The sequence below is a fragment of the Paenarthrobacter sp. NPDC056912 genome, from assembly GCF_042786555.1.
GTDB lineage: Bacteria > Actinomycetota > Actinomycetes > Actinomycetales > Micrococcaceae > Arthrobacter.
The window spans coordinates 40,047-62,960 of the sequence record NZ_JBHUCD010000009.1; the positions used below are offsets into that span (position 1 = coordinate 40,047).

The window sequence follows — 22,914 nt, forward strand, 5'->3', positions numbered from 1 at the left end:
TCGGTTACTTCGGGACCCCTCCGGAGATCAGCTTGGCCAGCTCATCGTTTGAAAGCTTCATCCACGCCGAATCCGACGAACCCTGCAATGCCGCTTCCGGGCTCTGCGTCTGGACCCACCATTTGGCTTCGAAGACGTGCTGGTCGAGCATCACGCGGTCGCCCTTGTGGTAGACGGTTGCGGCTGACCACGCCGGATATGTCCCGGCGGGAACGGTGATCTCCGGCTTGGGCCGGTCTCCCGGGAGGACGGGTCCGATCAGTTTCCATGGCGCTGCGGCTCCGTTAGGGACGGGGTCGTTGGGCACGTTGTCCTTCGTCCACCACTTGGCCTCGTAGACGTTGCCCTGCCAAACGATCCTGTCCGATTGCACGTACGTGGCCACGGGGGACCAGATCGGGTAGGGGCTGGTGGCGGGGTCATCGGCTACGGCTGTGGCAGTGGTTGTGCCCGTGGGCAGCGCTGGACTGGGGGAGTCAGTCACTTTGGAGTCAATGTGTGCGCCTAGTACGTCGGAAAAACGCGTATCACCTTGGCGTACGCCACTGCAGGCGTCGGACACGACGGTCAGGGTTGGATAGTTCGGGCCGCATTCGGCATCCCGGTTGAGGGACCACAGGGACATCCGGCCGATCCCCTTGTTCTGGGCGAAATCGTGGAGTCCTTGGGCATCTTCCAGGGTGAACACGTCGGCCACAATATCGTTCTGGCCGATCATGGGGGTCAGGCCAATTTTGCGCCACAGGGTCTGGTCACCAAGGTTCTGTTGCGCGGCCGTGTAGATGTCACCCAACTGGGCATGGGTTGCTTCCGCAGCCGCGATGGATGCTTGAAGCATGGACTGGCCGGCCACGCGGCTCTCCCCGAAGTCCATGGTCATGATGTTGACCCCGGCAATTTCCACTCCGGCTGCCAGAATCTGTTCGACGGCGGCCCTCCCGTCAGCCGTCAGCCCGGCCGGGGCCACGGGCAGGGTGAGCCAGATGGCGAGCTTCTTTCCCTCCGATTGCCGGTCCTTTTGCAGGACGGCCATGGCCTTGGCTTGGCGCCCGATAGCTGCCTTGTCCGCCAGGGCAGTGCCCTCGATATCCAGATCAACCGTGGTGAGGTCGTAGCGGTCCACCACGGTTGAGTAGGCCTGCTTCAGCCGGGTGTCGTCGGTGCATGCCGTGGAGAGTTCCTGGTTCGATAACCCGCCGAAGGAGACGGCAATGTCTCCGCCGGTTTGCCGAAGCCTGGCGATGCGCCGGTCCAGGTCCAAGTCTGAGGCGGCTGCGTCCAGGCTGTAGAAAGACCCCCACGACGGCGTGCAGCCGTCCTTTGCGTCGGCGACGATGAAGGACAAAACCACTGATTTCGTGTTTTCGGTGACTGGCTGCTCGAACGCGTAGCGGGGGGTTGCCGTGACATCGACGTATCCCGTAAAGACGGAAGGCGATGCTGCGGCGGCCCGGGTATCGGCATAGGTTCGCCAGGAAACAAGGGCAGCACCGGCAACTAACGCCACCACTGCCAGCAGCACGGAGAGCCGAATCCAGGACAGCTTTCGCCCAGGAAAGTGTTTCGACATGAATCCCCCAACGTTGACACCGGAACTTCGAGCCACAAGATGCAAAGAGCCTTGGTGAGGCGAAAACCATTCCACAAATTTTCGTCGGTCAAACGGGAATCCCAGGCACCTGTTATCGATTACTATAAGGGCAATTGGCGACGCTTTTGCCATTATGAGGCGGACGTTCAACCGGGCATCGGACCATTCGGTTCGGTCACAGTCTGATGGGGAACTATGACGGACCAGTTGGTTGATTCACACGATCTTGCCGTGGATTCCAGTCCACTTCCTGCTGAACGTCTGGAAAGTGCAGGACGCAAACGGCAGTGGGGATCGGAGCGCCGATCCGAGCCGTTGGCAATCGTTCACCCAACGCCGTCTTCCCGAAAGATCGTTCTGGGCCGTCTGGCTATCTTGGTGACGGTGGGCTCGTGGATTTATTACGTAATATCCACCATTATTCGGCAGTTCGTTGACAATCCGAACTCCGGATTCAGGTTTGGATTCGAGTCGATTTCCTACCTTATCGTGGTCACTTTCCTGACCTTCTCCGCCCTCATGTACCTCATTGCCAGGCAAGGAGCTCTCTATCGGTTCAAGGAGCACCGCCGGGTGCCCCGCGGAGAACTGGATAGCCACTTTGCCGATTACAACGAGGGCGTGACGGTGCTGGTGCCGTCCTATGCCGAGGAACCGCAGGTTGTGCGTGGAACGCTGTGGTCGGCGGCACTCCAGGAGTTCCCGGACTTGCGTGTGGTGCTGCTGCTGGATGATCCGCCCAACCCCACCGAACCCGAAAAAATACAGCGACTCGAACAGACCCGGGCCCTCGCCGGACAGATCGCAGCCGCCATGGCAGCCCCGGCAGCGCGAGCCAATAGGGCCCTTGCCGATTTCCAGGAAAGGCAAAAGACTTCTGCCGCTTCACCAAGGCCGGACGCTTCCCCGTCCGCAGCTGTTTCCACGGCAGGAGAACTCCAAGCCTTGATTGCGGAGTATGAGGCGGCCGTGGAGTGGCTTGAGGCAATGGCCGAGGCCGAAACGGTCGAGGATCACGTGGACGAATTCTTTGTTGACTTGGTCATCATGGGGCTGGCACGCGAACTTCGGCTGGTGTTGTTGGCGCTGCACGCTGCAAAAGTCCAGAATGCCGCTCCAACGCCTGAGCGAATGGAACAGCTTTACCGCCGTCTTACCTGGATTTTCAACGTTCGCACAGAGACATTTGAGCGCAAGCGCTACGCCAGCTTGTCCCATGAGGCCAACAAGGCCATGAACCTCAATGCCTATATCTCCTTGATGGGCAAGCGTTGGAAGAGGGAGGAAACGGCTGGACGCGTTGTGCTGCGTCCCACCTCGGTTGCGCACGAGGACGACTTCGTGGTGCCGGACAGCACCTATTTGCTGACACTGGACGCGGATTCCCTGTTGCTGCGGGACTATTGCCTGCGATTGGTGTACTTCCTTGAATCTGCCGGCAACGAACGCGTCGCAGTGACCCAAACACCGTATTCCTCATTCCGCGGTGCTCCCACCCGGATCGAACGAATCGCCGGAGCTACAACGGATATCCAGCACATTCTTCACCAGGGGATGACGTATTACGGGGCAACGTTCTGGGTGGGTGCGAATGCGATCATCCGCAAATGCGCCCTCGAGGACATTGTTGAAGTGGAGACAGTTGGCGGATTCGAAGTCCGTACATACATTCAAGACCGCACAGTCATTGAGGACACGGAATCGAGCATCGACCTCGGAACCCATGGCTGGACCCTCGTAAACTATCCGGAACGCCTGAGCTACAGCGCTACGCCCCCGGACTTCGGTTCGCTGGTGGTGCAGCGCCGGCGCTGGGCCAACGGCGGACTTTTGATCCTGCCCAAGTTGTGGAACCAGCTCTCCCTGCGGCGCAGCCAGCGCCAACGGATCCTCTTCCGCGAGGTGCTGCTACGGGTGAACTACATGGCATCGATTACCTGGGCGAGCTTCGGTCTTCTCTTCCTGCTGGCCTATCCCTATGACAGCAGGCTCCTCAGCCCGGCAGTCTTCATTGCTGCCCTGCCGTACTTCCTGTGCATGGGTTCAGATCTTCGCGACTGCGGCCACCGTTTCAGCGATATCTTCCGGATCTACGGGTTCAACCTCATCCTGTTGCCGGTCAATCTTGCCGGTGTGTTGAAGTCGCTTCAGCAAGGCCTGACGGGTGACAAAATCCCCTTCGTCCGTACTCCCAAGGTCAAGGACCGGACGGCCGCGCCGGCCATTTATGTCCTGATTCCGTACGCGATCGTCGCATTCTCTGTCCTCACCATCTGGAGGGACGCCCAACAGGGCAACTGGGGCAACGTCGCCTTCGCATCACTGAATGCCGTGTTGGCCATGACCTGTATCCAGGCGTACATCGGGTTGTGGAACTCCGTGGTGGACGTCTTCCTGGGAACCGTCAACTGGCTTTATGTCACCCCTAAGTCCAAGGCCAAACCCGAATCGCTGGTAGTGCCCAAAACGGCCGAGGAAGTGGACTGGGAATCGATTCTTTACCACGGCGACCGCCGACTGAACAGGGACCTTCGCGGCGGCACGGACCGCCGACGTCGGATTTCACTCCGCTGAAACAGTGGGTTAAGCGGGAGCTCACCGGCCGGCGGCGATGAGTCCGGATTCGTACGCCAGAATCACTAAGTGTGCCCGATCCCGAGCATCCACTTTCGTCATGATCCGGTTGACGTGAGTTTTCGCCGTGTGTGGGGAAATCACTAAGTGTCCGGCGATCTCCTGATTTGTCAGGCCCTTGGACACGAGGAGGAGTACCTCGCGTTCGCGCCCGGTGAGTCGCGCCAGGGTCGTGTCCTCCCACACGGTCGCCGGGGGAGCGGTCTGATGTACAAAACGCTCGATGAGGGCCCGCGCCGCGGCAGAGGACAGCAGCGATTCGCCCAGATGGATGGTGCGCACTGCGCGAACAATGTCGTCCGGTTCCGCTCCCTTCCCGATGAATCCGCTGGCACCGGCTCGGAGGGCGGCCACTATGTACTCGTCTTCTTCGAACGTTGTGAGGATCAGAACCCGCGTAGTGCTGCCGGTCGCGACGGCGCAGATTTCAGCAGTGGCCGCTATCCCATCGAGTTCGGGCATCCGAATGTCCATCACCACCACGTCGGGGGACTGTTCAGCGGCGACGCGCATGGCCTCGCGTCCATTGGAGGCTTCGCCAACCACCCTGATCCCGGCGTCTTCGGAGAGAATGTCACGCACCGCTTGACGCACCAGCGGTTGATCGTCGACGACGACTACGCTGATCACCGCGCGGCCCCTGCAGTGGCGGGTACTTTGACGAAAAGCCAGAACTTGCCGTCAGCCCTCACAGTTTCTACGCTGCCGCGGACGGCCGCGACCCGTTCACGCAGCCCGCGCAGTCCATGGCCGCTCGGTGGAAAGCCACCTGTGTGATCGCGCACCGGATTGGAAACCGTCAGGAGAACCTCACCTTCGCTGGTGCGGACATCGACGACGGCTTGCTCGCCTTCGCCGTGTTTGTGGGCGTTGGTGAGTCCCTCCTGCAGGGCAAGGTACGCCACATGATCGCTGGCCGGTGAGAGTTCTGCGACACCAGCCTCACGATGCACTACGACCTGCAGCCCGACGTCAGTGAATCGGGAGACGAGGTGGTCGAGTTGACTCAGTCCGGCCCGCGGATGGAGGTTCCGCTGCTCGTCAGCGTTTGCCGTGCGCAGGAGGGCCATCAGGGTTCCGATGTCGGCCAGCACGGATCTCGAGGCGCTGCGGATAGTGGTGAGTGCCTCCTGGGCACGTTCGGGACGTGTCGCCAGCGAGGACGATGCAACGCCGGCACTGAGGCTGATGACGGAGATCTGGTGCGCCACTACGTCGTGGAGATCCCTGGCGATTCGGACGCGCTCCTCAGCCACCCGCCGTCGTGCTTCCTCCTCCCGGCCACGTTCGGCGCGCTCTGCGCGCTCGGTGACTGCGGCGATGTATTCCCGCCTTGACCTGGCGGCATCGCCCAAGGCCCCAGCCAGAACGATGAATGAAAGGAACTGCAAGGCCCGGGAGTCGAACAGCTCGCCGTTAAGCGGAACGGCGCTGACACTGAATACCACCAACGCGCCCGCAGCCACGGCCGGAACGCCGACAACGCGCCGGGTCCGATCTGCCACCGAAAAAGCCGAGATGGCGACGGCGAGGAGTGTGCCCGGCGCAAGCACTCCGGATATTGCCAGGCCGGCCGTGCAGGCCAGGCTCACCCCGAGGGCCGCGACCGGCCAACGGCGGCGGAGGGGCATCACCGCAACCGGCAGCAGGGCCGCCACTATCGCCGGCCCCTGGACGCGGAAAAGTTCGTCGGGGAACGGAATGACAGCGAAGAGCACCACCACCGCGATCGCAATGACATCGCTCAATTGGGCCGGGATTCCTGGAGGACGAAGAGAGGGCACCCACCCAGTATTCCGGCGCCGCAACCACGCCGTTTCATCTCGAGGACGATCTGCATATACCGCAAAAGGGGTACTGAAGTGTCCACGTTGGGGTGACGCGCACGGCAACGTGAAAGGCGAGGCTGGATGCAGGGCACATAGTGTGCCCCGGGAAAGGCACGCTTGAAGAAGTCTGTGAAGAAAATGCTCGTGGCTGCCACAGCCGTCGGCGCCGTGCTGGCAGTCGGCCTGGCCACCACCACCGTGGTGAATGTGGTGGCGAGCGAATCCGAGAGCCACCGGATCGCATCCTACGGTGAGAGAGTGACCGTGGACGGCGGGCAGTTGAATGTCCTGGTCACCGGGAGCGGCCCGGAAGATATCGTGCTCCTGCCGGGATTCGGGACGTCCTCTCCGGTCCTCGACTTCGAGCCGCTGGTCAGTGACCTCGCCAAGGATCATCGAGTGATCGTCGTGGAGCCCTTTGGATATGGTCTGAGCGATGGAACAGGCCGGGAGCGGACAACGGAGAACATCGTCTCGGAGGTCCATTCGGCACTGGAGGCCCTGGAGGTTGACCGCTACGTCCTGATGGGCCACTCCATCGCCGGCATTTACGGCATCGAGTACGCAGCCCGCTATCCGGAGGAAGTGACCGCCTTTGTGGGCATAGATACGAGTGTCCCCGGACAACCCAACATGGACACGCAGTTCCCCACCGGCCTGCTGGCCGCTGCGAAGAACCTCGGCCTGCTCCGCCTGGTGGCCGCTGCTGGCGGCGGCTATGGCGAATCCGTGTACTCAGACCATGCCCGTGAGCAGATGGGCATCCTGAGCAACAGGAACTCAGCAACACCCACCTACCTCAACGAGATGAACCACATCCGTACCAACTTCGAGCGGGCGCTCGGCACAGGCTTCCCGAAGGACCTTCCGTTGCTTCTGTTCGTTGTTTCGGACAATGCCAAAAACCCGGACTGGCTGGACCTGCACAAGCGGCAAGCGTCGAGCGTTTCGGACGGTACCGTGGTGCCCCTCCCCGGAGACCACTATCTCCACCACGCCCATTCTCCGGAGATTGCCGGCAAGTTCCGGGAATGGGAGGCCGGTCGCGTTTCTGCGAGCCAATGATTTGGTCCCCAGAAGGTGAGGGGCGGGCTATTCTGAAGCGACGCGAGAATAACTCGCGCATTCAATGGGGGGCCTCTTGAAAAGAATCTCAGCACAAGCACGCGTGAATACGCGGTTGGTTGCGACAAAAATCCGATGTGGCCTGTTCTCTGATGGGAATGGGATGACGCCGAAATTACTCCTCAAGTCTGCGACGGCCGGGGCGTGCTTGCTCCTTGCCGCAGGCGGGTTATCAGCGAGTCCGGCCCAGGCCGCAGACAGCACGACAAATCTGGATTCCACCGTGACGGGTGAAAGCGTGCTGACCAACACAGCACCTATAACGCTTGCCGCCGGGGTGACGAAGGCGGTCATCAAACTTCAGCCCAACACGGTTGACCTATTCAGCTTTGGAACTACCGGCGTCGGCTACTACTTCGACGGAGCCGGCGTAATACCGGGCCTGAGTGGATACGCCGACATCAACCAAGAAGACATGACTGTCACAGTCCCGATCCCGGCCAATTTCACAGGCTACACGCCTGCTGCAAAATCGTATTGCGCCAACTCGTTCCTCAACACTTGTGCAAGTCCTCAGCAATACACGGGCTTCTCGTTGAGGCTGATTAATTACGGGGCGGGCGCCAGTGGCTACGTTTCCCTATGGAACGAAATTGGGCTCATTCAGGGCAGCGGCTCGGGTCCTTCCACCATCAATATCGACCTTGGGAACAAGAAAACATACGCGGAGACTCACTATGCCCACCCAGAGAAAGTCACCGTTATGGGCTCGGTGACAGACAAGGTCATCCTGCGTGCGCCTTCAGGTTTCTTCACCAAAGGACCGCTGGGAAAGTGGTCGGGCGGCTCTGTTTCGGCCGGGTTTTATCCGCAAACGGGAGGCTTCATGGCGGACGCTGACGTTGCAACGTCCTCCGACGGCCGAACTCTGGTGGCCAGTGTCGCAACCCGTCACTTGGTATACGCCTGCTACCAACAGGACACTCCAATGCAGCTGAACGTGATAGTCAAGGGGAGTTTTCTTGGCGAGGGCCTGGACCAATCCACGGTCAAGGTGGGCCCAATGTCCTGCCCCGTGAAGTTCTCGGATGTTGCCGTTCAGAACCAGTTCTACAAAGAGATCAACTGGCTCGCTAGTCAGGGCATCAGCACAGGTTACGGAGATGGTTCCTTTCTTCCTGTGAACACGGTGAATCGTGACGCGATGGCTGCCTTCCTCTACCGAATGGCGGGAAAACCAGCCTTCACACCACCTACGGTTTCGCCCTTTGCTGATGTTGCGCCCAGCAGCCAGTTCTACAAGGAGATCACCTGGCTCGCGTCCACGGGCATCACCTCCGGGTGGAATGAAGGAAACGGCGTCTTGACCTTCCGCCCCGTCACGCCGGTGAACCGTGATGCCATGGCGGCGTTCCTCTATCGCTTCGCAGGCAAGCCAGTCTTCTCCCCGCCGCCCGCGTCGCCGTTCTCTGACGTTGCAACCAGCGGTCAGTTCTACAAAGAGATCAGCTGGCTGGCCTCTACAGGGATCAGCACAGGCTGGGATGAAGGCAACGGAATCAAATCATTCCGTGCTTCAGCTCCAGTTAACCGTGATTCCATGGCAGCGTTCCTTTACCGCTTTGACACGTGGAAGTTGACCCGATGATTTCGGAAATTGCCGTTTCCATCGGTTGAACCCGGACCGGAAACCGGCAGGGAATGATCGCATCCCGGAAACGGCGGGCCCTGGCACGAAAAGTTCAGGGCCCGCCGTCGTGGTTTCCCCTAGGGGTGACCCGGGCGGGTCTCGCAAGCGATGCGGTCGCCGTCGCTATCGAGCCCGGCGATGTCGCCATACCAGGGGTAGTACGTGTCGAACCAGGCCTGGGCGGCGTGCCATGTGGCAAAGTCACCGCAGTTCTTGCTGTTCCCCGGGTTCGCCGGCTTCTGTGGAGTGACAGGCGGCGTCACCGGAGGCTTAGGCGTCACCGGCGGCGGGGTGACCGGTGGCGCGGGACGGGAGCAGGTGTTGCCCGTGATGCCGCCCGTACCGCCGTTGACTGACCGGTACATGAACGCCGCCATGGCATCACGTGCCACCGGCTGGACCGGGTTGTACGCGCGGCAACCGTAGCCGGTGTCCCAACCTGTGGAGATGCCCTGCGACGCCAGCCACGTGATCTGCCGATAGAACTGGCTGCTCACGGGAACGTCCTCGAACGGCGAGGTTCCCGGTACTGAGAATGCCGGATTGCCGGCGTAGCGGTAGAGGAATGCGGCCATCGCGTCACGGTTGACCGGGCTCAGCGGACGGTAGGTCTTGGAGCCATTCGCTTCGGTCCAACCGGTGGAGATGCCGCTTGTCGCCAGCCAGGTGATTTCCTTGTAGAACTGGCTCGACGGCGTGATGTCAGTGAAGGGCGACGTCGATGGGGGAGTGAATGCTGGCTTGCCTGCCAAGCGATAGAGGAATGCGGCCATGGCATCGCGATTCACGGCGTTGAGCGGACGGTAGGTCCGCGTTCCGTTGGCTTCCACCCAACCAGTGGAAATGCCCTGCGATGCGAGCCAGGAGATTTCGGCATTGAACTGCGTGGATCCGTTGACGTCACTGAACGTGATGGGTGCAGCGGGGACGGCGATCGCCGGAACGGCCACCATAGTGGCTCCACAGGCACCCTGTATGGCGGTCGAGATCGCCGTCGACTCGGCTTGATCAGTTGTCAACTGCCACCGGTACTTCACGAGCACCCAGTCGGTGGCGTACTCGCACGAAGTACCGGCCAGGGGCGGCATCCACTCTGCGGGGTCGCGGTCGCTCTTGGACTGGTTTACGTTGTCGGTCACGGCTTCGAGTGCCACGTCCAAAGTGAGATCGTTGGCGTAGTCGCGGCGCTGTTCGGCTGTCCAGGCGTTTGCGCCGGAACCCCATGCTTCGGCGAGCGGAACCAGATGGTCGATGTCGACGTCGGACGCGTTCGTCCAGCTACCGCCGTCGTACCAGGAGTCCCACTTTCCCGTAGCCACGGTGCAGCCGGAACTGAACGTCACCGGCGTCAGTGACTCCTGCTGAAGGACCTCCGAACGGGTATCACACCCGTCGTGGTCGGCGTCCACCCAGTGTTGGAAGAGGTCGCGGTTGTAGCCCGAGTTCGTTTCCGGTGCGACAGTCAATGACGAGAAAAGTGTTGAGACGCTGGCCGTATCTGAAGCGGTAGCGGTTTGCGGCAAAAAGACAGCCGCCGACGCGGTCAGCGACAGTATCGCCAACCACGAAAATGCCTTTGGCATCTGGGTCCCCATATTCGATTAGTGCGCTCTGAGCAGCGCATCCATCATGGGATGGTACAGGTGCAGGGTGACTCATAAGGAACCTTGGGACCTTCGTGACGCGCGTGTGGCGGCGTACGCTGGGCCCATGGAGTCCGAGGTGAGGACTATCGCCCTGAGCACAGGAATCAGCGTGCCTTGCTTCGTGCAGGGTCACCTTGCTGAAGCAGCCGACGACGGCGGCGCGCCGTTGCTCTTGTTGCACGCCTGGGGTGAATCCTGGGGGAGCTTCGGCCGGCTGATTGCCGCGCTCCCGGCCGCTGTTGTGGTGGCGCCGGATCTGCGCGGTCAGGGCGCGGCTGACAAACCAGCCAATGGGTACTCGTTGTTAGAGCTGGCAGAGGATGTTGCAGCCCTCTTGGATGCACTGGAGGTTTCCCGGGCCCATGTGGTGGGTTCCTCCAGCGGCGGATACGTTGCCCAGCAATTGGCTGCCGTCCATCCAGAGCGGGTGGCATCACTGACGCTGGTGGGAGCCCCGCTCAGCCTGCACTTCAGGCCGCCGTTCGCCGACGAGGTTGATGCCCTGACTGATCCGATCTCAGAGGACTGGGTCCGGGAGTCGTTGTCCTGGTACCGACTTCTCCACACGGTTCCCGCGGCCTACATCGAGGACCGGGTGCGGGACGGTCTCGCGATGCCGGCGGCGGTTTGGAAAGCAAGCCTGCGGGGTCTCTGCGAAGCCACGCCTCCCACGGAAGCCGGGACTATTTCCGTTCCCGCTCTCATTCTCTGGGGCGCCCACGATCATCTGGTACCCCGGCACCACCAAGAGACACTGGCCGAGCGCATTCCGGGTTCCCGGTTGAAGATCTACGAGAACACCGGGCATCTGGTGCTGTGGGAGTGCCCGGGGCGAGTGGGGGAAGATGTGAGCGAGTTTCTCGGCGGACCTGGAAGGCTGTCCCACTAGGGTTCAGATTTGAAGCACCTACGCGACGGTATCTGTCACTGCGGTCGCGAGGTCGTAGAGTTCAGTGTCCAACGGCAAGACGTCACTAACCCGAGGCCAGCCAGGGGAAATGGCACCAGCTTCCGCAGCAAGGGTGCGACGTAGCTGTCGGACTACCTCGTGCACTGTCATTTCTGGGTCCATTAGCAGCTCGAGGGCGCCCAGCAGAGCTTTTTCTGGCAGCGGAGCATGACCGTTGCCATAGTTCGCAACCCAGACGACATGGTCCTCGTCGGTACGATAGATCCCGTTTCCCTCATGGCCAAAAGCCCCAGCTCGCAGGAACGGTACCGCGTGGACGGGCGTATGCCAGTCGCTTCCATTCTGCATATACAACAGCCGACGCGGGTGGGACTTCAATGCATCAAGCACTATGCCGTATCTGTCGGCTTGTGCCCGCGCAACCAACTTCCAATCTTCGCCGTCCAAGTCAGCATCAGAACATAAAGCCTGTACTACGTAGTTCTTAACGAAGATCGGGTTGTAATCCGTAACACTTGTCTGAGGGTTCCAGACCAGAACAGACGCGGCGTTGCCCAATCGATCTCCGTACAAGAGCGAAGCGAATCCTCCGCCTGATCCCCCAATTAGCAGGAGTTCGCGGCTGCCGCGTTTTGAGATCTCCTGGAGCAGCGCTGCCAAAGAGTCTTGAAGATTCTGATGGGCGCTTCCGGCGTACCATGCCAGACCCAGAGTGGGGTCTAGATCCACTGATGGATCGGATATGGCGAGGAAGCCGAAACCGCCAGCCGCAGCGATCTTCCGTCCTGAAAAGAACGGCCCTGCCTTGCCTTCTCGCCCAGTGATCGCACCGTTGAAAAAGACAGGCAGAGTGCGACCAGGCCCTGACAGAGGATTGCCGCTAAAAAAGATGTCCAAGGCTGGACCAGATCCGAGTCCAATTGTGTGAACCCCGTCCAGCCAGATCTCGTTGTCGAGGAAATCTGCGACGCTGTCCCACTCAAAGTGGCCACCAGGCCATACGTCGTAATTATTGGCGATGGCTCTTGTGGAATTGGGCTGAGCGGGGCTGTTCATGTGGTCATTGTAGCTACCTCACAATGAGGCGAAGCTGCACGTTACTTCACCATAGCCCGCTGAGAACCTGCCTACAGGCCGCTAGTTTCCTTTTTCGAGTGCATGCGCTGTGACGTAAGTTCCCAATTGGTCCTTCGAAAGAGCTGTTGCAATGTCCGAAATGGCCGTGGTGTCCGCCACGACGATCGACTGGCCGTCCAGGGAAGTTCCGGTGCCGAGCGTGGGCAAGGTGAACATCACGGTATCGCTCGCCCGGATGTCCTTCATTCCCAGAGCAAGGCTGCCGATGGTTGCGGCGTCGAAACTCTTGTCCACGCTAACGAACGGCGAGACCGCGCTGACCATGCTGTTGACGGTCACTGGGTTCGTGAGTGTTTCGCGGGCGATGGTCTTGCTGATGACCGCTTTCATGTAAGCCTGCTGGTTTCGTACACGCTGGTAGTCGCCGTCGCTGAAGGACTTGCGTTCGCGGACAAAGGCGAGGGCTTCGTCGCCATTGAAGGTCTGCTTGCCTGCTTGGTAGAGGTGGCCCTTCATGGGACCTGAGTTCGGCGCGAACGGAATCTTGACGTCCACCTCGACCCCGCCGAGGGCATCTGTGAGGCCCTTGAATCCTTCGAAGTCCACCATGGCTACGTGATCAATCCGCTGCTGGAAGAGGGACTCCACGGTTTGAACCATCAGGGGAACGCCGCCCAGTGCAAGTGCGGCGTTGATCTTCGACTCGCCATGTCCGGGAATATCGACCCAGAGGTCACGCATGAGAGAGACAGCGTAGACGTTCTTCCGGTCAGCAGGGATATGCACCAGCATGAGCGTGTCGGCGCGCTGATCAGATGGTGCTTCTGTAGCCACATCGACTTCGCTGGTTCCGCGGGTATCGCTGCCCATCACGAGGATGTTCATGGCCGCACTACCGTTGACCGGCTCGGTTTTCTGCGGGCGCGTGGACTCTTCCGGGAACGCGGACTCGATCTTGGTGGTCCCGGAGTTGAACGTCTGTGCCAGGTTGAAGATGTAGGCGCCTCCAATAAGGTCAGCTACCAGAACTGCGGCCGCGAAGCCCAAGAGCACGTTCCGGGCGGTCTTTTTACCGCTTTTTTGACGTCGGGGACGGGAATCTACAGAGGGCGTTTCGGTGTCGGTCGGGAGCGTCATGTGTTCCTTGGTGTCGGCATCAGCAGTGTTGATTCTATCAAGGGACCAAACTGCGGATCGCAAACGCCTCGTTCGCACTGGCGCCCCATTGGTTGGTGACATTCAATGAGTAGGACCCGGCCGTACCAGAGACGGCATCACTCACACGAATCGAGATTGACTCAAGCCTGGGATTTAGCCCCCTTTGCTCACCGTAACCGGAGTTGCTTCTGACGGGTTGCATCTGTTCTACCTGGGACTTGCCCTTTTTGAGCCATTTCAACGTCGCAGAGCCTCCCGAGAGATTGAAACCGATGATGTCGAGCAAGCCCGAGTCGGCATCGAAACTCGTGTCGGTGACAATTGGAGTACTAAACCCGAACTGCAATTGAGTCTTGAGGGATGTATTTGTGCCTGCGCATGTGAAGTAGGGGTCCCACATGAAGGAAATCACTTTGGTGGGCTCGACCATCTGCTGCAGTTGCCGATCCATTCTTTCCAACGTGGTCTGTCCGCGAAGACTCTGGCTGCAAGGGTTGGAAGGCGTGGATGGGGCCATGCCCTCCAGATTGGCCCACAGTGAGGCGTTTGTCCCCGATATCCCCGCGGCCGCCGCCCGGAAGTACTCCCTGTTCGGCGCCGCATATTTGCCCCGCCAGGTTCCCTTGCCAACGATGCTCGCGGCGAATACGTCCACGGGTGAGTCCGCGTCCTTTGCGGAGTACGCTGCACCCTTGCCGGTTCCCATTCCGTCTTGGATTGCGATGTTCAGCAAAACACCGCTCGAAGTCTGTGCGATTCTTTTCATCCCGTTTCGAGCATCATCAAGACTGATATAGGACGCGTTCAACCTCGACTCGATGTACGGACTTATGATCGCAGAGCGCGTTGGGAGTATGCGGTGTATTGCCTGGTTCTGCATCTCATAAAGCGACAAAACCGGATCGAAAAAGGGACTGGCACTCACTGGCATTTCGAAGTGGTGGTAGAAGCCGGCGAGGCCAGCCACGTCATTCTTGGCCGCTTGGTATTGGAGGAATCGTTCGGTGATGAGCTGAAGAGTTCGCTTGTACGTAAGATCGGGAAGGTAGCCAAAGTCTGCGCGCTTGACCGGAGCTGGCATGCCGGCGTAGTACTTCATGCCTAAGTCGGTGGCCGTCGACGCCAGTGAGCCGCTCGGATCATCGGCACCTGATCTGCTTCCGCCGACCACAACCACGTCATACATTCCATCCGAAGATACGCAACCTTCACCCTCGGCGGGGAGGACCAGGACGGTGTATGACCGCCCGTTGCTTGAGACGCTTCGGTCCCTCGGACACTTGAGGACCACGTCGCCCCAGTCGCTTCCGTCGGCATAGGTGAAATACCGATTAACTTTCAATGAACCGGCCGCGACCTGCGCACAGCTGCGCCCGTTGACGAGGCAACCTTCCGGGAGCGAGTCTTCCGTGGCCGGCCTCAGAACTGTTCCGAAGGTGATGACTGTGTCGCCGCCAAGCCGCTTGATATCAGCCAGCTTCTGTTTGTTGCTCGATGCGTTGGGGCCCGCCGTGATGAAGTATCCGCCAATGGGATAGGTTGGCGGCGCTGCAGAGTGGGTTGGCGGGCTGGCGACGTCAACTGGCGGTGAGGCCAGTGGTGAGCACGAAACACCAGCAATGAGTGCAAGAACTACAAAGAGGGTTACTGTCCATGGCCAGAGACTTGCCCGACCGGCAAGCCTTGGCCGTGTTTGACCGGAGATCCTCGGGCGTTTCATGTATTCCTCGGAGTCGATGTCAGCAGAGGCGACTCTATCAACGGAAGGACCGGTGTCTGAGCCGGAGTTCATCGGGCACGCTTACGAGCGGAGGGCGGCGCTAATCCATACGATAAACTAATCCGGGTCGCCCTCCGACGGTGGACGTCCGTGAGTCATCGAAACTTAGGTGGCCGAGTACGATTTCGGACACATAAGCGGTCTGCAAAAATGACAACGGGGGAAAGATGGGAACGGCAATCAGACGCTTCCGAGCAGCAAGTGCCATCCTGATGCTGGCCATTCTTGGGTTCTTCGGTGCCCAGCCTGCCTTGGCGACGGAAACCAGCCCTGGACCCAGCACTGAACAGCCTGGCGAGTCACCGAGTCCGGACCCTAACCCCATTGATCCCCTTCCTGTAGATCCGCTGCCAGTTGAACCCGTTCCAGTGACTCCGACGGACCCCGCCACGACACCTCCGGATCCCAGCCCCGCTCCCAATCCCGTTCAGCCTCCTGTGGTTGAGCCAGTCGCACCGGTTACCCCGCCGGCCGTTGCGCCAGTAGCTCCCGTAGTTGTTCCGGTCCCGTCCGCGGAGCAAGTGCCGACAAGTCCGGCGCAGGAAGGCAGCGATCAACTCTTAGAGCCTGTGGCTCCCGTGGAGTCCGAAAGCTCAGCGCCGGCACCGGCCCCCGCCACACCTACACCTACGCCAGTCGCCGCAAAAGCCGCTCCACCCGTTGCAAGTGCGGACGTCACCGGCCCCCTTAAGGCTGCGCTGGCCCCGGTTGCTGAGAACAACCCGATTGTCCAGGGCCTGACAGTCCTCGTTTTGATTTTGTTGGGCTTTGCTTACTTCCGGGCTCTTCGAGCCAAGGGTGTCGCTAGACCCCGCCTCAACGGCAAGTAGGCCCATGGTTACTTCCCTTCCCAGGGATAAGGCTGCGGTAAATCCTGCATTGCCGATGCGCCTCATGCTCCTCACACATTCCTACTGGCCTGAACACAGCCCGCCACAGCGCAGGTGGTCGTCCCTGACCCGTGAGTTTCGCAGGACCGGGTGGAACGTAGATGTGGTTGCCCCGGTTGCGCACTTTCCCAACGGTCGCCGCAATCTACCCCGTAAAGAGGCAGGCTTCGCGTTTTCGCTCCAGAGTGGCCCGCACGGCGAGACAATCCGGCGCGTGCCCTACCTGCGCCACCTAGGCACTTCTTCTTTGGCGCGGTTCGTGGACCAGCTCTTTTCCGCTGTTATGTCCGTACCAATAGGTCTGCGCGGCCCGAAACCAGACGCAATTCTTGCGACGGCACCCAGCCTCCCGACTCTGGCCACCGGGTACGTCCTATCGAAGCTTCGCAGGGTGCCCTTCATAGTTGAGATGCGGGATGCCTGGCCGGACCTCGCCCGGGATGCCCGAATCGTCCAAGGCAGTGTGAAAAGCCTGGTGGAGCGTGTTGTTGAGTTTGTGCAACTGCGCGCTGATCTTGTAGTTACCGTCACCGAGGGATTCGCGGACACCCTGCGCGAACGTGGTGTAAAGAACGTGGTCACCGTCAGTAATGGACTCGATTTGAAGGCCGTTCCATTCCTTGAACCGCCAGCGTTGGCGCGTGATGGCTTCCACGCCCTTTACTTGGGTAACCATGGCAAAAGCCAGCGACTGGACGTCCTGATCCGAGCAAGCGCCCTTCTGGGTGAAGGCTTCCACTTGACATTCGTAGGACACGGAACCAGCCGCCCGCAGCTGGTGAACCTGGCACGTGAACTAAAAGCGCCCGTTACGTTCTTTCCGTCATTGCACGGTTCGGAAGTGATGGACAAGTACCGGGAAGCGGACACATGCATTGTTTCCCTGCGCGACGATTGGAAGTCGTTCGAGACGACTGTTCCGTCCAAGACATACGAAGTTCTCGCTATCGGCAGGCACGTCACAGCCATTGTGAAGGGTGAAGCTGAACGCATCATCGTTGAAGCAGGTGGGGGAGACGTCGTCCCCGCCAACCCCGAGGCCGTCGCGCAGTTGTGGCGTGAGCTCGCCGCTGACCGTGGCAGGCTCGCTTCTGGCGCCAGCGGACGTGAGTGGGTTCGTAATAACGCCGACTACGCACAACTGGCCGTTCGCTATATGGACTCAATTTCTTCTCTGGTTCGTCCCGAAACCGCTGCTGGGGAGTGCTCCTCGTGATTCAACTCCTGAGAAATATCCGGTTGGCAGTTGGGACAGTGGCAGAGCATGTGACCGAGGCGCCCTTTGTGCTTCTCCTCCAAGTGCTCCGCAAAATGCCATCGGCGTTCGTGCGCCCCTTGGCACGCCGGGTGAGTGTTGCCTCGCCGAACTCAGGGCGACCGCTCTTCCTGTTGGCCAGCCACGCCGCGGGAGACACCGAGAGTCTGATCCAACGTTTCAAGTACGCAGCAGCCGCTGGTGCCGACGGCGAACGCGCACGCAAAGCTGCTGAAGTGGCCATCGCCGCTGGGCAACCAGACTGGGCAGATGTTTTCCTGAAGGCTGCGGGCAACTCTCAAAGAACCGCCGCCACCATCGCTAGACGTAGGTGGTACGACGGCGACATGAGCGGCGCCGTCGTTGTCCTTGATGGGCAGTCAGGCAACATGGCGAAGCAGCGTCGCCGGCTCGAGTCCGAGCTGAAAGTCTTCAAGGGCTGGCAACCTGCCGTGCCGTCCACGACGGTGACATCGAAACCGCGACGCGTTCTGCACTTACTGACCAACTCTGTGCCTCACACCGGAAGCGGCTACGCCCGCCGCACGCATTCCATCCTCACGTCACAGCAGGAGGCCGGATGGGAACCTTTGGCTGTGACCCGCTTAGGTTATCCGGTCCAAATTGGTGTACTCACTGCCGATAATCATGACGTCGTTGACGGCGTCCGCTACGAGCGCATACTGCCTGGCCATCTGGCGCCGACTATGGATGCCCGCTTGCAGCAACAGACTGTAGAGCTGCTGACCATTGCCAAGGAATTCAGGCCCTCGGTCCTTCACACCACCACTCACTTTGTGAACGGACTAGTGGCCCGGGAAGTTGCCAGAGCTCTGGACATTCCTTGGGTATACGAGGTCCGGGGCCAGTTGGCAGACACTTGGGCGTCTAGCCGCAGTGAGGTAGCCCGCATCAGCGAACGCTATGAACTCTTCACTGAACGTGAAGCGGACATCATGCGCACAGCGAGCCTCGTGGTGACCCTTGGTGAATCAATGAAACGGAACATTGTAGCTATGGGCGTTCCGGAGGAAAGGATCCTGATCAGTCCCAATGCGGTGGGCGGCGCATACCTCGATGAGCCATTGAGCCATGGCGAGGCACGCCAGGCGCTCGGCCTTGATCCTAACGGCCTCTATATAGGCACAGTGAGTAGTCTGGTTGCCTACGAGGGCCTAGACGATCTCGTCACATCATTTGCGATACTCGCGCCGCGGCTGCCACAGTTGAAGCTGGTCTTGGTAGGGGACGGTACAGCTGCGCCTGCGCTTCACGACCAAGTCCAGCGTTTAGGACTATCGGATCGGACGATCTTCACTGGGCGCGTCCTTCCGGAACAAGCGCGTCTGTATCACTTGGCTTTGGACGTTTTTGTCGTGCCGCGCAAAGATCTTGCCGTCACGCAAGCCGTGACGCCATTGAAGCCTGTCGAAGCGCTTGCCTCGGCCCGTCCGGTCGTGGCTAGTGATCTAAGTGCGTTGCGGGAGATTGTGCTGGACGGAGTCAACGGCAGGGTGACCAAAGCCGAGGACCCTGGGCAGATGGCTGAGGTGTTGCTGGAATTACTGAAGGACGAAGGATTGCGTCGGCGGATGGGCTCTGCGGGCAGGGAGTATGTATTAGCCACAAGGACGTGGCAGGCCAACGCTCTTGCGTATGGCCGAGCTTATGAAGCTTTAGCGTCTAACTATACGAGGAGGGTCAGCTGATGTCGGCGAAAAAGGCACTTTTGCCAGAGCCAGCAGTGGTACAACCGCTGGCTGTGGATATGAGGCGTTTGACGCGCGTCGGCGCACGGCCAGGATTCTTGGACTACTTGGTACAGCTCTGGGACTTCCGCGAGTTCATTTTCTACGATGCCCGCGCCAGGGTTCAGAGCGGGACGCGCCGTGACCGTTTGGGTAGTGCGTGGTTGTTGCTCAACCCCATCTTCAACGGGCTCACGTACTTTGTGATTTTTGGGCTATTGCTCCAAACCGGCCACGGCATCGAAAATTATGTGGGCTACCTGGTCATTGGTATCTTCATCTTCCAAGGCACGTCTGGCGCGATTACCAGCGGTGCTAGGTCGATCCATAGCAACAAAGCAGTAGTCCAAGCGTTCAACTTCCCCAGGGCAACTCTTCCTATCGGGGTCAACATCCGTGAGATGATGTCGAACGTTCCGTTGATTCTCGCCATGCTCTTGATCATCACTTTGATTCCACCGGTGGAAAAGATCACCTGGTTGTGGTTCATGATTATTCCAGCCGTTGCACTGCAGGCCATCTTCAACCTGGGTGTCGGCTTAATCTTGGCGCGCGTCATTTCCCGCGTGCATGATGCGACGCATTTGCTGCCGTTTTTCATGCGGGCCTGGATGTATGGCTCCGCCATCTTCTACTCCTACGAGAAATTTGTCACTCACCCAGACATATTGGCGATCATGAAGCTAAATCCGCTCTTCAACGTGATTGACATCATCCGCAACTGTGTTCTCTACGCACAACCTCCGACGTGGCAGTCATGGGCGACTCTCAGCGTTTGGGCCTTTGGCGCGCTGCTTATTGGCATGGTGTTCTTCTGGCAGGGGGAAGAATCCTATGGTCGTGGCTGAACAGGTTTTGGAAGTCGAGGGTCACCCCTGCGTAGTGGTGGATCGTGCCGCCATGGAGTATCGCGTGGTTACAACGGATGCTGACGCGGTTGCGAAGGAACGCCGGGAAACGAGCTTTTTGGGACGCTTGATCCGGCGGCCCAACACCGTAACCGTACGCGCTTTGCAGGAGCTGTCCCTTGTCGTGGAGCGCGGGGAATCGGTGGGAATTATCGGCCGAAACGGTTCGGGAAAGAGCACGCTGATGAAGCTCATTTGCGGACAGGTCAAGCCGTCCTCAGGTGCAGTCTTCGCTTCCAGCACTCCAATCATGTTGGGAGTCAACGCGGCGCTTGTTGGCGATCTTTCGGGTCATCAGAATGTAGTCTTGGGCTGTCTCGCCATGGGTATGAGCCGCCGGGAAGTTGCCGCTAAATTTACTAGCATCGTAGAGCTTTCCGGGCTAAGGGACTCCATCTACCTGCCTATGAAGTCATACTCCTCAGGCATGGCATCGAGGCTTCGATTCGCCATCGCTGCAAGTATTGATCCGGAGATTCTTCTCGTAGACGAAGCCTTGAACACTGGTGATGCGCAATTTGGCGAGAGAAGTAAGCGCCGTATGGATCAACTTCGTGAACAGGCGGGTTGCGTTTTCATCGTAAGCCACTCCTTGGACACCATAACGAGCATGTGCACCCGCGTCGTGTGGTTGGACATGGGCCACATGATCATGGACGGAGACCCGGCTGAAACCGTCAAGGCCTACCAGGATTTCACTGGAAACCTCGCGAAAGGAAACGGCATTACTGCCGCCAGGATTCGTGATGAAGCTCGGGCCAATCTGCAAATGACAGAAGTGTTGGCCAGAAGTAAGATGCGTAGGAGTCGGGCATGATCTATAACGTAGGAAATTTGCGGAAGGCCGCTTGGCACTTTCGAGCCGGGGGAGTCCGGCAACTCCAGGCGTTCCATAAACGCCAACGGGCGCTCGCTGTAAATAAGACATCCAATAAGAACGTCCAGGCGCGCCCAGCAGTTTCTAAGTCCAGCAATGCGAGGAAGCAGCTGACTTTCCCGGCTTTCGACTACCCGACAGTTCCTTCCCGCAGGGATGACCTCACGGTTGGCGTTATTCTTGATGATTTCTCCTCTAAGGCCTTCGCCTTCGAATGGAATCTTGTCTTTCTGACGAAGGACGGCTGGATGCAGCAGCTCCAGGAGCAGCGCATCGACTTCTTGTTCGTTGAGTCCGCGTGGGAAGGCAATGGTGGTTCCTGGAAGTACCAGCTGACCGGGACCAGCGGCCCGAAGCAGCACTTCCTGAACCTGATGCGATGGTGCCGAGATAACGGCGTTCCGACGGTCTTTTGGAACAAAGAAGACCCTCCGCACTTCCACGACTTCCTGCCGGCCGCCCGCGAGTTTGACGTTGTTTTCACTTCCGACGAAAACAAGCTCCCGGACTACAGGCAGGCGCTGGGACACAACCGCGTGGATGTATTGCCTTTCGCAGCGCAACCGGCCATCCACAATCCTGTCCGACCAAGAGAAGGCCGCCACTCCCGTGACGTGGCATTCGCAGGTATGTACTTCGCTCACAAATATCCTGAGCGCCGTGAACAGATGCGTCTTTTGCTCGATGGTGCCATAGCCGGATCGGACAGGGTCAAGCACGGCTTGGAGATTTTTTCGCGGCAGCTCGGCGGGAATCCGGACTACCAGTTCCCCGCGCCGTATGATTCGCACGTTGTGGGATCTCTGAACTACGACCAAATGCTGACGGCGTATAAGGCCTACAAAGTCTTCTTGAACGTCAACTCAGTAGTCGATTCACCGAGTATGTGTGCTCGCCGAATCTTTGAAATCACCGCTTCCGGAACGCCTGTGGTTACCACACCCAGCCCTGCACTGCCTAGGTTCTTCCCCAACGGCGAGATTCACAGTGTGGAAAACAAAGAAGATGCAGCGTTCATCATGAGGGCGTTGATGAGGAGCCCGGAACTCAACGACCGTTCCGTTCACCTCGCCCAACGTCGAATTTGGGCAGAGCACACTTACGCGCACAGAGCCGAAAAGGTCGTAGGGCTGACTCTTCCTCACAGGGTTCGCCCGGTGCAACCCGAATCCGTAAGCGCATTGGTATCGACCATTCGCCCCCATCAACTCGAACATGTTTTCAGGACCATTGGCTCCCAGCAAGGGGTCGACGTCGAGTTGGTTTTGCTTGCGCATGGTTTCAAACCCAGCTGGTGGAAAATTTGGCGTTTGCGTAGGAAATATGGCGTACGAAAAGTGACGCTTCTCCATGAGCCCAGGACAGTCAGTCTTGGTAGTTGCCTGAATCTGTGCGTTGCGGCGTCGAGTGGTGCCATTCTGACGAAGATGGACGACGACGACTACTACGGTCCGAACTACCTTCGAGATCAGGTTAACGCCTTGATGTTCTCGGGGGCTGACGTCGTCGGCAAGCTAGCGCACTTCATGTATATCGAGAGCCGGAATGCCACACTGCTGAGGTTCAATCATATGGAGCATCGCTTCAGTCATATGGTTATTGGTGCAACGATCATGGCTAAGAAGTCAATCTTCGAACGCTATCCCTTCGAAGAGCTTGGGCGCGGAGAGGACACCGCGTTCATGCGAGCGGTGAGCGACGCCGGAGGCAAGATCTATGCCTCCGACCGATACAACTACTACGTTCAGCGGTCTGCTTCCGGGCATACGTGGACTGCTACCGACGATCAATTACTTGCTTCCGGGGACATACAGTTCTGGGGCAATCCGGCCGAACACATCACTGTCTAGATAAAC

Annotated in this window: 17 protein-coding genes; 10 read left to right on the forward strand and 7 right to left on the reverse strand. The window is 59.3% G+C overall.

The genetic code is table 11. The features are described 5' to 3' along the window. Nucleotides 1–4: 4 nt before the first annotated feature. Entirely contained in the window at nt 5–1,570 is a 1,566-nt protein-coding gene (locus ACFRJ9_RS11585; protein ID WP_377667753.1) for a chitinase, read from the reverse strand. A 216-nt stretch (nt 1,571–1,786) separates the two neighbouring features. Here ACFRJ9_RS11585 and ACFRJ9_RS11590 point away from each other — a divergent pair, with 216 nt between their 5' ends. Beyond that, on the forward strand, nt 1,787–4,165 hold the full coding sequence (locus tag ACFRJ9_RS11590) for a glycosyltransferase family 2 protein (protein WP_377667755.1): 2,379 nt from the start codon (nt 1,787–1,789) through the stop codon (nt 4,163–4,165). Nucleotides 4,166–4,186: 21 nt separating this feature from the next. On the opposite strand, the gene ACFRJ9_RS11595 is transcribed toward ACFRJ9_RS11590, so the two are convergent. Next, the gene (locus ACFRJ9_RS11595; RefSeq protein ID WP_377667758.1) at nt 4,187–4,855 is read right to left on the reverse strand and encodes a response regulator; all 669 of its coding nucleotides are present in this window, start codon (nt 4,853–4,855) and stop codon (nt 4,187–4,189) included. Next, a complete protein-coding gene (locus tag ACFRJ9_RS11600; protein ID WP_377667761.1) occupies nt 4,852–5,973 on the reverse strand; it encodes a sensor histidine kinase in 1,122 nt (373 codons plus the stop codon). Before ACFRJ9_RS11600 ends, ACFRJ9_RS11595 begins: the two co-directional genes overlap by 4 nt. Before the next feature lie 219 nt (nt 5,974–6,192). On the opposite strand from ACFRJ9_RS11600, the gene ACFRJ9_RS11605 reads away from it, so the two are divergent. Further along, the gene (locus ACFRJ9_RS11605; RefSeq protein WP_377668059.1) at nt 6,193–7,119 is read left to right on the forward strand and encodes an alpha/beta hydrolase; all 927 of its coding nucleotides are present in this window, start codon (nt 6,193–6,195) and stop codon (nt 7,117–7,119) included. 76 nt (nt 7,120–7,195) lie between these two features. Next, nucleotides 7,196–8,767: an S-layer homology domain-containing protein gene (locus tag ACFRJ9_RS11610; protein WP_377667764.1), complete on the forward strand. Its 1,572-nt coding sequence runs from the start codon at nt 7,196–7,198 to the stop codon at nt 8,765–8,767. A 119-nt stretch (nt 8,768–8,886) separates the two neighbouring features. Here ACFRJ9_RS11610 and ACFRJ9_RS11615 read toward each other — a convergent pair whose 3' ends face one another. After that, nucleotides 8,887–10,392 carry an S-layer homology domain-containing protein gene (locus tag ACFRJ9_RS11615; RefSeq protein WP_377667766.1) on the reverse strand — a complete coding sequence of 502 codons (1,506 nt, stop codon included), beginning with the start codon at nt 10,390–10,392 and terminating at the stop codon, nt 8,887–8,889. Nucleotides 10,393–10,519: 127 nt separating this feature from the next. On the opposite strand from ACFRJ9_RS11615, the gene ACFRJ9_RS11620 reads away from it, so the two are divergent. After that, entirely contained in the window at nt 10,520–11,344 is an 825-nt protein-coding gene (locus ACFRJ9_RS11620) for an alpha/beta fold hydrolase (RefSeq protein WP_377667768.1), read from the forward strand. 18 nt (nt 11,345–11,362) lie between these two features. On the opposite strand, the gene ACFRJ9_RS11625 is transcribed toward ACFRJ9_RS11620, so the two are convergent. The 3 genes from ACFRJ9_RS11625 to ACFRJ9_RS11635 form a co-directional block, all read right to left on the reverse strand. Then, complete coding sequence (locus ACFRJ9_RS11625) at nt 11,363–12,421, reverse strand: hypothetical protein (RefSeq protein ID WP_377667770.1); 1,059 nt, start codon at nt 12,419–12,421, stop codon at nt 11,363–11,365. A gap of 81 nt (nt 12,422–12,502) precedes the next feature. Beyond that, nucleotides 12,503–13,579, reverse strand: coding sequence for an LCP family protein (locus ACFRJ9_RS11630; protein ID WP_377667772.1), 1,077 nt, complete (start codon nt 13,577–13,579; stop codon nt 12,503–12,505). A 37-nt stretch (nt 13,580–13,616) separates the two neighbouring features. Then, on the reverse strand, nt 13,617–15,392 hold the full coding sequence (locus ACFRJ9_RS11635) for a hypothetical protein (RefSeq protein WP_377667774.1): 1,776 nt from the start codon (nt 15,390–15,392) through the stop codon (nt 13,617–13,619). 155 nt (nt 15,393–15,547) lie between these two features. Between ACFRJ9_RS11635 and ACFRJ9_RS11640 the strand changes: the two genes are divergently transcribed. The 6 genes from ACFRJ9_RS11640 (at nt 15,548) to ACFRJ9_RS11665 (ending at nt 22,908) form a co-directional block, all read left to right on the forward strand. Then, nucleotides 15,548–16,210 (forward strand): hypothetical protein, encoded by a 663-nt coding sequence (locus ACFRJ9_RS11640; RefSeq protein WP_377667776.1) that lies wholly within the window; start codon nt 15,548–15,550, stop codon nt 16,208–16,210. A 64-nt stretch (nt 16,211–16,274) separates the two neighbouring features. Next, nucleotides 16,275–17,486, forward strand: coding sequence for a glycosyltransferase family 4 protein (locus ACFRJ9_RS11645; protein WP_377668061.1), 1,212 nt, complete (start codon nt 16,275–16,277; stop codon nt 17,484–17,486). Next, nucleotides 17,483–19,234, forward strand: coding sequence for a glycosyltransferase family 4 protein (locus ACFRJ9_RS11650; RefSeq protein WP_377667779.1), 1,752 nt, complete (start codon nt 17,483–17,485; stop codon nt 19,232–19,234). Before ACFRJ9_RS11645 ends, ACFRJ9_RS11650 begins: the two co-directional genes overlap by 4 nt. Continuing rightward, entirely contained in the window at nt 19,234–20,121 is an 888-nt protein-coding gene (locus tag ACFRJ9_RS11655) for an ABC transporter permease (RefSeq protein ID WP_377667781.1), read from the forward strand. The genes ACFRJ9_RS11650 and ACFRJ9_RS11655 overlap by 1 nt, the downstream gene beginning before the upstream one ends. Beyond that, complete coding sequence (locus ACFRJ9_RS11660; protein ID WP_377667784.1) at nt 20,108–20,998, forward strand: ABC transporter ATP-binding protein; 891 nt, start codon at nt 20,108–20,110, stop codon at nt 20,996–20,998. The genes ACFRJ9_RS11655 and ACFRJ9_RS11660 overlap by 14 nt, the downstream gene beginning before the upstream one ends. Next, nucleotides 20,995–22,908 (forward strand): glycosyltransferase, encoded by a 1,914-nt coding sequence (locus ACFRJ9_RS11665; protein ID WP_377667788.1) that lies wholly within the window; start codon nt 20,995–20,997, stop codon nt 22,906–22,908. The genes ACFRJ9_RS11660 and ACFRJ9_RS11665 overlap by 4 nt, the downstream gene beginning before the upstream one ends. The last annotated feature ends 6 nt before the right edge of the window (nt 22,909–22,914 follow it).

Coding starts and splice junctions, on each gene's coding strand:
- ACFRJ9_RS11615 (WP_377667766.1), bottom strand. CDS start 10,392: ATGCCAAAGGCATTTTCGTGGTTGGCGATACTGTCGCTGACCGCGTCG.
- ACFRJ9_RS11640 (WP_377667776.1), top strand. CDS start 15,548: ATGGGAACGGCAATCAGACGCTTCCGAGCAGCAAGTGCCATCCTGATG.
- ACFRJ9_RS11630 (WP_377667772.1), bottom strand. CDS start 13,579: ATGACGCTCCCGACCGACACCGAAACGCCCTCTGTAGATTCCCGTCCC.
- ACFRJ9_RS11635 (WP_377667774.1), bottom strand. CDS start 15,392: ATGAACTCCGGCTCAGACACCGGTCCTTCCGTTGATAGAGTCGCCTCT.
- ACFRJ9_RS11655 (WP_377667781.1), top strand. CDS start 19,234: ATGTCGGCGAAAAAGGCACTTTTGCCAGAGCCAGCAGTGGTACAACCG.
- ACFRJ9_RS11660 (WP_377667784.1), top strand. CDS start 20,108: ATGGTCGTGGCTGAACAGGTTTTGGAAGTCGAGGGTCACCCCTGCGTA.
- ACFRJ9_RS11665 (WP_377667788.1), top strand. CDS start 20,995: ATGATCTATAACGTAGGAAATTTGCGGAAGGCCGCTTGGCACTTTCGA.
- ACFRJ9_RS11645 (WP_377668061.1), top strand. CDS start 16,275: ATGCTCCTCACACATTCCTACTGGCCTGAACACAGCCCGCCACAGCGC.
- ACFRJ9_RS11585 (WP_377667753.1), bottom strand. CDS start 1,570: ATGTCGAAACACTTTCCTGGGCGAAAGCTGTCCTGGATTCGGCTCTCC.
- ACFRJ9_RS11620 (WP_377667768.1), top strand. CDS start 10,520: ATGGAGTCCGAGGTGAGGACTATCGCCCTGAGCACAGGAATCAGCGTG.
- ACFRJ9_RS11625 (WP_377667770.1), bottom strand. CDS start 12,421: ATGAACAGCCCCGCTCAGCCCAATTCCACAAGAGCCATCGCCAATAAT.
- ACFRJ9_RS11605 (WP_377668059.1), top strand. CDS start 6,193: ATGCTCGTGGCTGCCACAGCCGTCGGCGCCGTGCTGGCAGTCGGCCTG.
- ACFRJ9_RS11590 (WP_377667755.1), top strand. CDS start 1,787: ATGACGGACCAGTTGGTTGATTCACACGATCTTGCCGTGGATTCCAGT.